The 9,976-nt window shown below is 63.6% G+C and carries 15 protein-coding genes; 2 read left to right on the top strand and 13 right to left on the bottom strand.

The window, feature by feature from the left end:
- The 10 genes from ACOZK4_RS17160 to ACOZK4_RS17115 all read right to left on the bottom strand — a co-directional run.
- The coding region (locus ACOZK4_RS17160; RefSeq protein WP_421592935.1) for a MucR family transcriptional regulator at positions 1 to 316 on the bottom strand (316 nt) is incomplete at its 3' end.
- A gap of 423 nt (positions 317 to 739) precedes the next feature.
- Positions 740 to 1,096 carry a monovalent cation/H(+) antiporter subunit G gene (gene mnhG / locus ACOZK4_RS17155; protein ID WP_421592934.1) on the bottom strand — a complete coding sequence of 119 codons (357 nt, stop codon included), beginning with the start codon at positions 1,094 to 1,096 and terminating at the stop codon, positions 740 to 742.
- Positions 1,096 to 1,458: a cation:proton antiporter gene (locus ACOZK4_RS17150; RefSeq protein ID WP_421592933.1), complete on the bottom strand. Its 363-nt coding sequence runs from the start codon at positions 1,456 to 1,458 to the stop codon at positions 1,096 to 1,098. Before ACOZK4_RS17150 ends, mnhG begins: the two co-directional genes overlap by 1 nt.
- Positions 1,458 to 1,931 (bottom strand): Na+/H+ antiporter subunit E, encoded by a 474-nt coding sequence (locus ACOZK4_RS17145; RefSeq protein ID WP_421592932.1) that lies wholly within the window; start codon positions 1,929 to 1,931, stop codon positions 1,458 to 1,460. Before ACOZK4_RS17145 ends, ACOZK4_RS17150 begins: the two co-directional genes overlap by 1 nt.
- A 1-nt stretch (position 1,932) precedes the next feature.
- Complete coding sequence (locus ACOZK4_RS17140) at positions 1,933 to 3,474, bottom strand: Na+/H+ antiporter subunit D (protein WP_421592931.1); 1,542 nt, start codon at positions 3,472 to 3,474, stop codon at positions 1,933 to 1,935.
- Between the two features lie 17 nt (positions 3,475 to 3,491).
- A complete protein-coding gene (locus ACOZK4_RS17135) occupies positions 3,492 to 3,869 on the bottom strand; it encodes a Na+/H+ antiporter subunit C (RefSeq protein ID WP_421592930.1) in 378 nt (125 codons plus the stop codon).
- A complete protein-coding gene (locus tag ACOZK4_RS17130) occupies positions 3,869 to 4,288 on the bottom strand; it encodes a Na(+)/H(+) antiporter subunit B (RefSeq protein WP_421592929.1) in 420 nt (139 codons plus the stop codon). The genes ACOZK4_RS17135 and ACOZK4_RS17130 overlap by 1 nt, the downstream gene beginning before the upstream one ends.
- Positions 4,285 to 6,615 carry a putative monovalent cation/H+ antiporter subunit A gene (locus ACOZK4_RS17125; protein ID WP_421592928.1) on the bottom strand — a complete coding sequence of 777 codons (2,331 nt, stop codon included), beginning with the start codon at positions 6,613 to 6,615 and terminating at the stop codon, positions 4,285 to 4,287. The genes ACOZK4_RS17130 and ACOZK4_RS17125 overlap by 4 nt, the downstream gene beginning before the upstream one ends.
- Positions 6,616 to 6,664: 49 nt before the next feature.
- A complete protein-coding gene (locus ACOZK4_RS17120) occupies positions 6,665 to 7,060 on the bottom strand; it encodes a type II toxin-antitoxin system VapC family toxin (RefSeq protein ID WP_421592927.1) in 396 nt (131 codons plus the stop codon).
- Complete coding sequence (locus ACOZK4_RS17115) at positions 7,057 to 7,308, bottom strand: type II toxin-antitoxin system VapB family antitoxin (protein WP_117369711.1); 252 nt, start codon at positions 7,306 to 7,308, stop codon at positions 7,057 to 7,059. Before ACOZK4_RS17115 ends, ACOZK4_RS17120 begins: the two co-directional genes overlap by 4 nt.
- 119 nt (positions 7,309 to 7,427) lie before the next feature.
- Here ACOZK4_RS17115 and msrB point away from each other — a divergent pair, with 119 nt between their 5' ends.
- Positions 7,428 to 7,835 carry a peptide-methionine (R)-S-oxide reductase MsrB gene (gene msrB, locus ACOZK4_RS17110; protein ID WP_421592926.1) on the top strand — a complete coding sequence of 136 codons (408 nt, stop codon included), beginning with the start codon at positions 7,428 to 7,430 and terminating at the stop codon, positions 7,833 to 7,835.
- Positions 7,836 to 7,847: 12 nt separating this feature from the next.
- On the opposite strand, the gene ACOZK4_RS17105 is transcribed toward msrB, so the two are convergent.
- Positions 7,848 to 8,348 carry a GNAT family N-acetyltransferase gene (locus tag ACOZK4_RS17105; protein ID WP_421592925.1) on the bottom strand — a complete coding sequence of 167 codons (501 nt, stop codon included), beginning with the start codon at positions 8,346 to 8,348 and terminating at the stop codon, positions 7,848 to 7,850.
- A 130-nt stretch (positions 8,349 to 8,478) separates the two neighbouring features.
- Here ACOZK4_RS17105 and ACOZK4_RS17100 point away from each other — a divergent pair, with 130 nt between their 5' ends.
- Positions 8,479 to 8,982, top strand: a complete 504-nt coding sequence (locus tag ACOZK4_RS17100) for a hypothetical protein (protein ID WP_421592924.1) — start codon at positions 8,479 to 8,481, stop codon at positions 8,980 to 8,982.
- 4 nt (positions 8,983 to 8,986) lie between these two features.
- Here the strand turns inward: ACOZK4_RS17100 and trhA are convergent, their stop codons facing one another.
- Positions 8,987 to 9,652, bottom strand: coding sequence for a PAQR family membrane homeostasis protein TrhA (gene trhA / locus ACOZK4_RS17095; RefSeq protein WP_313531723.1), 666 nt, complete (start codon positions 9,650 to 9,652; stop codon positions 8,987 to 8,989).
- Between the two features lie 101 nt (positions 9,653 to 9,753).
- Positions 9,754 to 9,976 (bottom strand): TraR/DksA family transcriptional regulator (locus tag ACOZK4_RS17090; protein WP_421592923.1); only part of this gene is annotated, 223 nt, incomplete at its 5' end.

Genomic DNA, 9,976 nt, shown 5'->3' with positions numbered 1-9,976 from the left:
CTTCCGGCGTCATGCCATAGTGGGTCATCAGGTGGCGCTTCAGCGACTTGAACTTCTGCCCATCCTCCAGGCAGATGATGTAGTCGTTCTGGACCGACTTCTTGACCGGAACCGGCGGCTTCGGCTTTTCGGCGACGACGGGCGCTTCGACGACGGCCGAAGGCTGCGTCGTGTTGTTCAGCGCGGCATGCACGTCGGCGATCAGGCCCGGCAGTTCGGCGACCGGCACGACATGGTTGCCGACATAGGCGGCGACGATATCGGCCGTCAGCTCCACAAGCAGATTGGAGCTGGTGCCAAGATTTGTTTCAGTCATGTGTTTCTCCTGTCGGACGAAAGGAAGCCGATGTCTCTCTCCATCGGCCCGGGGGCATTAAATGTCGTGCAAAGCAACCATTCCGGGAGATCGGGCAGAAAATCTAATCTCAAAAGACATGCTTCGCCTCGAAATACGGACATTTTGCGTCAATATAACTTTTTGGTATTGCGGCCTCCGCCCAGTTATGTCGGAACCGGCTTATATACCGGATGAGCGCGAATACGCCACCAACTCAACTTAAACAGGAAATCCGCATACAAGCTAAATCAACCCGAATGCTTTACTTTACTTGAAATACCATTCCGCAAATCAAAGTCCAGAAATATTTTGGGAAAGAAACTTGAGAGCTTCAAGTAAGGAAAACAATCCACTGGAAAACACGGGATACTGTAAATTTTAAGGGTAGGCCTCAACGAATTTTCAACGCTTCTTGGCCGCCCGTTCGCGCGGCTCGCGCAATTCATCCATCACGGTCAGGCGCGCCAGGCGATACCCGGCCGCATGCGCGGCCTTTGCGACAAGATGCGCCGCCACCGGGGCCGTCAGCACAAAGAAGATGAAGCCGGCGAGCGCGCGGGTGAAAATCGCCGCATCGAGCGCATGGATGCCGGCCGCCAGCAGCATGAGCCCCGAACCGACCGTGCCGGCCTTCGAGGCCGCATGCATGCGGGTATAGACATCCGGCAGGCGCACGATGCCGAGCGCGGCGAGGAAGGTGAAGATGCCGCCCCCTATGAGCATGACGGCGACGACGAGCGCGAGGAGAAGATCCAGCATCAGTGCAGCCTCCTTGCATGGCCGCCGCTGCGCCGCGTCCTGTTGCCGGCCGGTGCCTCGTCCGGCGCGCCCTCCTCACCCACCTGCATGCCGCGATGCATCACGAAGCGGGCAAAGGCGACGGTCGCGAGGAAGCCGACGAGGCCGAGCGCGATGGCGATATCGATATAAAGGTTGAAGCCCGTTTTGATCGCGATGACGGCGATGAAACCGATGGCGATGGCGGTGAGCATGTCGAGCGCGACGATGCGGTCCGGCAGGGTCGGCCCCTTCATGACGCGCCAGGCAGTGAGGAAGAAGGCGGCGCTCATCAGGAAGAGCGCGATGGCGCAGGCGCCGGAGATGATCGTTTCAGCAGCCATCAGCGGAAGGCCTCCAGTATCTTCTTCTCGAAACCATTGGCGATGTCGCGCCGCGTGCCGGCCGGATCGGAGCAGTCGAGAGCATGCACGTAAAGCAGCTTGCGATCGTCGGAGACATCGACGGAGAGCGTGCCCGGCGTCAGGGTGATGAGATTGGCGAGCAGCGTGATCTCGAAATCCCGGTCGACCGTCAGCGGAAAGGCGAAGATGCCGGGTTTCAGGTTCATCTTCGGACTTGCCACCAGCACCGCGACCTTCCAGGCCGAAAGCGCCAGCTCCTTGAAGAAGAGAACGAGCAGCGACAGCGCCTTCAACGGCCGGAAGCGCCGGCCGTCCGGCTGGATATGGCCCCGGATGAGCAGGAGCGACAGCGCGCTCGCGGCAATCCCGAGCAACAGGTTCGGGATGGTGAAGCTGCCGGAGACAGCAAGCCAGACCAGCGTGAAGACGGCGATGATGACGGCGGGACGCATATCACTTCACCCCCGGAAAAACGGAACCGATATAGGCGCTGGGATCGGCAAGCCCCTGCGCGGCATGCTGGACGAGCGCCATCAGCCGCTCCGGAAAGAGGCCGAAGCCGACCGTCAAAGCGGTCAGCAGGGCAAGCGGCAAAAGCGCGCCGGCGGGAATGTTTTGTGCCGGCAGCGCCGCCGGCGCGGGGCGCCAATAGGCGAGCGCGAAGACGCGGCCGAGCGCGATGGTGGTGAGGAAACCGGTGGCGAGCACCGCCGCCGCCAGCCACCAGGCGCCGATGTCGATTGCCGCCTTCGCCACCATGACCTTCGGCCAGAAGCCGGAAAACGGCGGCAGGCCGGCGGCGGCAAAGAACAGCACCAGCGACAGCGCGGAAAACAGCGCCGAGCGGCCATAAAGCCCGCCAAGGGAATTAAGATCGAAGGAGCCGGCAAGTCGCCCCGCCAGCCCCGCCGCCATGTAGAGCGCGGTCATCACCACCATGGAATGTAGCGCATAGAAGATCGCCCCGCCGATGCCGCCGGGGCTGCCGAGCGAAAGACCCGCCAGCATGACGCCGATGCCGGAAATCACGACATAACCGATGAGCCGGCGGATATCGCTCTGGCCGAGCGCACCGAGCGCCCCGAGCAGCATGGTGGCGACGCCGACGAGCACGATGAGGAAACTCAGCTCCTCTCGTTCGACGGGAAACAGCATGACCAGCGTGCGCAGGAGCGCATAAATGCCGACCTTGGTGAGCAGGCCGGCAAACAGCGCCGACACGACGACACGGGGCGTGTGATAGGAGGCCGGCAGCCAGAAATTCACCGGGAACGCTGCCGCCTTCATGCCGAAGGCGAGGAAATAGAGCGTGGCCAGCGTCATCAGCGGCAGTTCGGCACGCCCCGCCGCCGCCTTCACCGCGATATCGGCCATGTTGAGCGTGCCGAAGAGGCCGTAGAGATAACCGGTCGTGACGAGGAACAGCGTCGTCGCGATGAGATTGAGGAAGGCATATTTGATCGCGCCGTCGATCTGGCGCGGCTCGGAGCCCAGCGTGATCAGGCCGAAGGACGAGATCAGCAGCACCTCGAACCAGACATAGAGGTTGAAGATGTCGCCCGTCAGGAACGCGCCGGAGACGCCGGCCATCAACAGCAGCAGGAACGGATAGAAGCCGTAGCGCCGGCCGCTCGCATCGATATCGGCCAGCGCATGCACGCTGCCGGCAAAGGCGACGACCGCGCCGGCCAGCGCAAAGAGCACGCCCGTCAAATCCGCCGTGAAGGCGATGCCGAAGGGCGGCAGCCAGCGGCCCATCACCATCGTCACCGGGCCGTTATCCGCGACATGGGCAAGCAGCAGCGCATCGACCACCACGAGCACGGCAAGCGCGGGAATGGCGATCAGCGCCTGAAGGCGGAGCGACTTGCGCAGCATCAGCAGCACCGCGCCCGCAAGGATGCACCAGGCGGGCGGCAGCACGACCAGCCAGTCGGCGGCGGGAAGCGGCGTGAGGACGAGGGCTGCGGAAAGATCGGCGGGATTTGCGGCCATTGGCTGGGCGGTTCCTGTCAGTAGCCGGTCGGCGGAAGGGGATCGTTCTCAGGCTCCGCCAGGCGCATCTCGTTGCCATTGTCGGTGCCGAGGTCCTGATAGGCACGGTAGACCAGCACCAGCAGGAAGGCGAAGAAGGAGAAGGAAATGACGATGGCCGTGAGGATCAGCGCCTGCGGCAGCGGATTGGCCGTCAGCGTCGCCGGCACGTCATGTCCCGCGGGAATGATCGGCGGCACCTCGCGCAGGATGCGGCCATTGGTGAAGAGCAGAAGGTTCACGCCGTTGCCGAGCAGCACGACGCCGAGCAGCACGCGCACCAGGAATTTCGACAGCATCAGATAGACGGCGGCGGCGAAGAACAGGCCGATCAAGAGGACGAAGGGAAACTCCATCAGACGTCGTCCCCCGCTTCCAGCGCCAGCGCGATCGAGGTGATCGAACCGACGACGACGAGATAGACGCCGGTATCGAACAGCATCACGGAGGAGAGCGGGATCTCGACGCCGAGCACGACGGGGTAAATCCACAGCCCCGTCATGAACGGCACGCCGAAGGCCGCCGAGAGCAGGCCGGCAAGGCAGGCGATGAACAGCCCGAAGGCCGAAATCGCCATCGGGTGGAACCACAGCGCCCGGCGCACCGCCGCAATGCCATTGGCAATGCCGAAGATCGCCAGCGCCGACACGGCGATCAGCCCACCGATGAAGCCCCCACCCGGCTCGTTATGGCCGCGCAGCAGCACGAAGATGGAAAACAGCGCCATCAGAGCGGTGAGGAAGGGCGCGACGGTGCGGAAGATGAGGGTGTTCATGCGCCGGCCCTCCCCTTGCGGATGCGGATAATCGAGAGGATCGCGAGACCCGTGACCATCACCACGGCGATTTCGCCGAGCGTGTCGGTGCCGCGGAAATCGACGATGATGACGTTCACCACATTGGCGCCATGCGCGATGGTCTTCGAATAGAGATTGAAGAAATCCGTCAGCGCGGTATCGAAGCGACCCTGCGTGACCTTCAGGAGATAGAGCGCGAAGCCGAGGCCGCAGGCGATGGCGATTATCGCATCAGGGAGCTTTTCCCGGAGCGGCCGGTGGTCGCGCGGCGTGAGTTCCAGACGCGTCATCACCAAAGCGAGAATGACGACGGACAGCGTCTCGATCATGAACTGGGTGAAGGCGAGATCCGGCGCGCCGAACAGCAGGAAGAGCAAGGCGACGCAGAACCCCTGGATGCCGAGCGCGACGATGGCCGTCAGACGGTTGCTGGCAGTCAGCACCGCGGCGATGCCCAGCACGGCGAGCAGCATCACCGCCAGTTCATGGAACGGCATGCCGGCCGGCCAGACCGGCAGGCGCGGCCATTCGCCATAGAGCGCCGGCGGCACGAGAAGCGCCAGCGCGATCACCGCGAAGGTCGCGGTCATGTAGATTTCCATGCGGCCCGGCTGGAGGAGCCGGCTGATGGCGGCGGCGGCGCGCACGAGCCCGGTCATCGCCTGGTCGAAGCCGCGATCCGGCCCCCAGCCGATATCCTCGACCAGCCGGTTTGCCGCGGCGCGTGCGCGGTCCAGCATGAGGAAGACGCCGATGCCGAAAGCGACCGTCAGGAGCGAGAGGCCGAAGGCGAGACTAAGATGCGGCATCGCCGAAATGGTGATGGTCTGCGGCACGCCGGATATGGCGGAGGCGAGCGGCGTCGTCAGCAGGGCATGGGTGATGGCGGAGAACAGGCCGATGACGAGGCCTTTGACCGCGAGCAGCATCGGGCCGATCCACAGCAGCGCCGGGCCTTCATGCGCATGTTTCGGCGTCTCCACAGATGGACCGAGGAAGGGTTTCAGCGCCACGGCGAAGGCCACGGCAAACATCAGGCCGTTGCCAATGACGGCGGCCGCCGTGAAGGCGATCTGCCGCAGGCTCCCGCCCGCCAAGGCGGCATAGACCTCCTCCTTGGCGAGGAAGCCGAAGAACGGCGGCAGGCCGCCCATAGACAGCGCGGCGAGAAGGGCGGCGAGGAAGGTGACGGGCATGGCGCGCCTGAGGCCGCCGAGTTTGGTGATGTCGCGCGTGCCGGTCTCGTGGTCGATCAGGCCGGCGACCATGAAAAGCGCGCCCTTGAACAGCGAATGGGCGACGAGATAGAGCGCGGCGGCGGCCAATGCATGCTCCGAGCCGAAGCCCGTCAGCATGACGAGCAGGCCGAGCGACGCCACCGTCGTATAGGCCAGCATCAGCTTGAGATCTGTCTGGCGGATGGCGAGCACAGACCCCACGAGCAAGGTGAGCCCGCCGACAGCCGGCAGGATGGTTTCCCAGGCGGGCGTTGCGCCCATCACCGGGTTGAGCCGCATCAACAGATAGACGCCGGCCTTCACCATGGTCGCCGAATGCAGATAGGCCGAGACCGGGGTCGGCGCCTCCATGGCGTTCGGCAGCCAGAAATGGAACGGAAACTGCGCCGACTTGGTGAAAGCGCCGCCGAGCACCAGGAAGAGGATGGCGAGATAATAGGGGCTGGTGCGCAGCTCGGGACCGAAGGACATCAAAAGCGAGAACTGCGTGACATCGGTGACGTCCCACAGCAGCAGCAGGCCCGCCAGAAGAAAGAGCCCGCCGCCGCCCGTGACGATCAACGCCTGAAGGGCTGCGCGGCGCGAGGCCTCGCGCGCATGGTCGAAGCCGATCAGCAGGAAGGAGGTGATCGAGGTCAGCTCCCAGAAGACGAAGAGCATCAAGAAGCTGTCGGATGCGACGAGGCCGAGCATCGAGCCCATGAACATCAGGATGAAGGAGAAGAACCGTCCCTGATGGGCATGCCCCTTCAGATAACCGCCGGCATAAAGCACGATCAGCGTGCCGATGCCGGAAATCAGCAGCAGGAAGGCGAGCGACAGGCCGTCGATCAGCCAGGAGAAGCTAACATTGTACGAGGGAACCCAGACATAGCCGCCGGTGACGATCTCGCCGCCGGCTATTTTTGCGTTGAAGCCGAGGAAATGCAGGAAGACGGCGAAGGGGACGAGCGCCAGCGGCCAGGCGGCACGATGGCCGAGGAGCCTCGTCAACGCGGGCGCGATCAGCGCGCCGAGAAACGGCAGGCAGAAGGCGAGGAAGGTCAGGCCCATCGTGTCCGCTGTCATGCCCCTCCCCTCATGTGCAGGCTTCGCCCGTCATTGGTCTTGCAAGAATTCAGAGCGCCTTTTCTACGTCGGTCAAACCGAAATCACCACCCTTGAACAGCAAGGGCGCGGCGTTTTCACGCGCCAATGCGTAGGAAAAGCAATCACCATAGTTCAAATGTGCGGCATGACCGGTGCCGCGCCCGAAACGGCGGAAAGCATCGAAGGCGATCTCGGCCTGTGCCGCCGTAACAGCCTCGATGCGGATATTTGCCCGCAGCAGAAAAGCATCGAGCGCGTTCACGCCGCCGCTGCCGTAACGGGCGAACAGCACCATCTTGGTTTCCAGCAGGCTCGCCGCGCTCATGATCCGTTCGGCGGTGCCTTCGATGGCTTCATTGAAGGCACGCCGCTCCGGTTCGTCCGTGAGAATGGCGACGAGGGCCGACGTGTCCAGCGCGATCATCGCGGCAAGCCGTTTTCGTCATAGCCGATGATGTCTTCCGGCGAGCGCGGATCGAGCACGGGCAGACTCGCGCAGTCGAGGGCGATCCGGTCCAGCAGGTCGGCAAGGCGTGGCGCATTGGCAACCTGAATGCGCGCCAGCCGCTCTTCAAGGGAGACTTTTACGGCCTGGGTCAGGCTCTCGCCCGTCGCCTCCGCGAGCTTGCGGGCAAGGATGTGAGCCTCATTGTCCTTGATGTTTAAAGGCATGACTTCCTCCTTTTGCATCAATATGGAGGATAGGAGGAAACCGAGGCGCTTTCAAGCCGCCCAGAGCCGATTGTCTTCCCCCGCCTCGCATCCTATCTATGTGCCAACAGGAGGACGCCATGAGCGACACGACGACGTTGAAGGTCAACAAGACCAAGGAAGAGTGGCGGGCGATACTGACGCCGGAGCAGTTCCGCATCACGCGCGAACACGGCACGGAGCGCGCCTTTTCCAGCCCGGATTTCGATCTCGCCAAGAAGGGCACCTATCGTTGCATCTGCTGCAACGCACCGCTCTACCGGTCGGAGACGAAGTTCAATTCCGGCACCGGCTGGCCGAGCTTCTACCAGCCCATCGCGCCGAGCGCCGTGACGGACCATTCGGACCATTCCTACGGCATGACGCGCACCGAAATCCGCTGCACGGATTGCGATGCCCATCTCGGTCACGTCTTTCCGGACGGCCCGCCGCCGACGGGCCTGCGCTATTGCATGAACGGCGTGGCGCTGAGCTTCGACCCGGACTGATCGTCAGGCTCGTTACTTGGAGAGCTTCAGCTCCATGCAGGCCAAATCCAGCCAGCGGCCGAACTTGATGCCGACTTCGCTGAAGCGGCCGACCATGCGAAAGCCCATCTGCTCGTGCAGTTTGATCGAGGCGGCGTTTTCCGCCTCGATACAGCCGACCATGACATGGATGCCGTTGAAGGTGGCACGCTCGATGAGCGCCTTCATCAGCTTGCGGCCGCTGCCGGTGCGGCGCACGTCGCCGCGCACATAGACGGAGTGCTCCACCGTGTGGCGAAACCCGTCGAAGGCGCGCCAGTCGCCATAGGACGCATAGCCGATCACCTGCTTGCCACGCACCGCGACGAGGATGGGAAAACCGCGCTCGCGGCGGGCCGCAAACCAGGCCTTGCGGTTGTCGAGATCGACCACCGCCTCGTTCCAGATCGCCGTGGTATTGGCAACGGCATCGTTGTAGATGTCGAGAATGCCGGGGAGGTCCGCTTCCACGGCGTCGCGTATCGTTATGTCCATGGTGGTTCCCCCCACTTGTTTGCCTTCGCTTACAGGAGGAGCGGGAAACCTGTCCAGTCATGTGTTGTCATGGTCGATGAAACCGCGCCGCTGGACCGTCATGAAAGCACAGGCATTCAAGGGGTTTTTCGTGCAGCGTTTGCTTTTTTCCGTTTTCCTTGTCCTCCTCCCGACCCTCGTATTCGCGGCCGGCTGGGAGCCCTATGTCAACGGCCGCTTCGGCTATGCCGTGGAGATCCCGCCGGGTTTTGCGCTGTCGAGCGAAGCCGACAACGGCGACGGTCGCACCTATGCCAATGGTGGCGCGACGCTGGCCGTCTGGGGCCACTACCTTGCGGCCGGCCCCTTCGAGCTTGACGTCGCCGACCGGCGCGCGACCTACAAGCAGGAAGGCTGGGATTTGAGCTACGACCGGCAGAAGGCGGGCTGGGCGAGCCTTTCGGGCACGCGCGGCGACCGCATCCTCTATCACCGCACCATCCGGCTCTGTGACGACGCCGTGGCATCCTTCGTGCTGGAATATCCGGTGTCGATGAAAGCGGAAATCTCGCCCTTCGTCGGCAAGCTGGTGAAATCGCTGCACCCGGCGGAAGGCTGCACCACGGCGCAGGACGCGGCACCCGCCGCGCAATAAATGCTCAAGCGCCGGGCCCGGCCATCACCACGCTGGTAACGACGGCGGAATAGTGCACGGCGGCGGCGGCCACGACGAAGCCGTGCCAGATGGCGTTCTGGAAGCGTAGCTTCTCCCAGACATGGAAGATCACGCCGACCGAATAGAGCACGCCGCCCGCGACGATCAGCACCAGCGTGGCGATCGGCAGATGCGTGGCGAGCGGGCCGGCGGCAAAGACGCCGCTCCAGCCCATGGCGAGATAGATGAGGATAGCCAGCCGGTCATAGCGGCCGGGAAACAGGAATTTCAGCGCCACGCCCGCCGCCGCCATCACCCAGATGAAGACCAGCATGCCGGCAAGCAGCGGATCGTCCATGCCCCGTTGCAGGAAGGGCGTGTAGGTGGCGGCGATCAGAACGAAGATCGCCGAATGGTCGAAGCGGCGCAGGTGCCACTTCACCTTCGAGGCCGGCCAGAGATTGTAGGCGAAGGAGGTGGCGAGCGCCACGACGAGGCCGACGCCATAGACCCAGGCCGCGGCGAGCTGCCCGCTCGTCGCCCATACCGTGGCGTAAAAGATCAGCGCGGTGACGCCGATCAACGCGAAAACCACGCCGACGCCATGCACGATGCCATCGGCGATCACTTCCGACCGGTCATAGGTCCACTTGACGCCCTTGATTTCCACGCTGGCCTTCCGTGTTTTGTCCGTCGGGCCATGGTGGCGTGTTTGGCGTTCTGAAACAAGGCCTTCGGCGCCGTCGGCGGATCACGAAAGGTTGCCGTTCTTTACGCCTGCGCGATACATTCCTCACAAAGGGCGGCATGCGGCACGGCGGCAAGACGCGCCGGCGCGATGGGATTGCCGCATTTGGCGCAGGTGCCGAAGGTGCCGGCAGCGACGCGGTCGAGGGCGGCTTCGATGGCCTTCAGTTCCTTGAGACCCGTCGAGCCGAACTCCTCCAGCACCTCGTCGTTCTCGCGCTCGATGGCGCGGTCGGCGCTGTCGCCG

Origin of the sequence: Shinella sp. M27 (assembly GCF_049199905.1) — a bacterium.
GTDB lineage: Bacteria > Pseudomonadota > Alphaproteobacteria > Rhizobiales > Rhizobiaceae > Shinella.
Note: the sequence above shows the minus strand (reverse complement) of the source record. Positions and strands in the feature narration are given on the sequence as shown.

Coding starts and splice junctions, on each gene's coding strand:
- ACOZK4_RS17125 (WP_421592928.1), bottom strand. CDS start 6,615: ATGACAGCGGACACGATGGGCCTGACCTTCCTCGCCTTCTGCCTGCCG.
- msrB (WP_421592926.1), top strand. CDS start 7,428: ATGAGCGACACGACGACGTTGAAGGTCAACAAGACCAAGGAAGAGTGG.
- ACOZK4_RS17115 (WP_117369711.1), bottom strand. CDS start 7,308: ATGCCTTTAAACATCAAGGACAATGAGGCTCACATCCTTGCCCGCAAG.
- ACOZK4_RS17145 (WP_421592932.1), bottom strand. CDS start 1,931: ATGCGTCCCGCCGTCATCATCGCCGTCTTCACGCTGGTCTGGCTTGCT.
- ACOZK4_RS17105 (WP_421592925.1), bottom strand. CDS start 8,348: ATGGACATAACGATACGCGACGCCGTGGAAGCGGACCTCCCCGGCATT.
- ACOZK4_RS17150 (WP_421592933.1), bottom strand. CDS start 1,458: ATGGCTGCTGAAACGATCATCTCCGGCGCCTGCGCCATCGCGCTCTTC.
- ACOZK4_RS17140 (WP_421592931.1), bottom strand. CDS start 3,474: ATGGCCGCAAATCCCGCCGATCTTTCCGCAGCCCTCGTCCTCACGCCG.
- ACOZK4_RS17120 (WP_421592927.1), bottom strand. CDS start 7,060: ATGATCGCGCTGGACACGTCGGCCCTCGTCGCCATTCTCACGGACGAA.
- ACOZK4_RS17135 (WP_421592930.1), bottom strand. CDS start 3,869: ATGGAGTTTCCCTTCGTCCTCTTGATCGGCCTGTTCTTCGCCGCCGCC.
- ACOZK4_RS17130 (WP_421592929.1), bottom strand. CDS start 4,288: ATGAACACCCTCATCTTCCGCACCGTCGCGCCCTTCCTCACCGCTCTG.
- mnhG (WP_421592934.1), bottom strand. CDS start 1,096: ATGCTGGATCTTCTCCTCGCGCTCGTCGTCGCCGTCATGCTCATAGGG.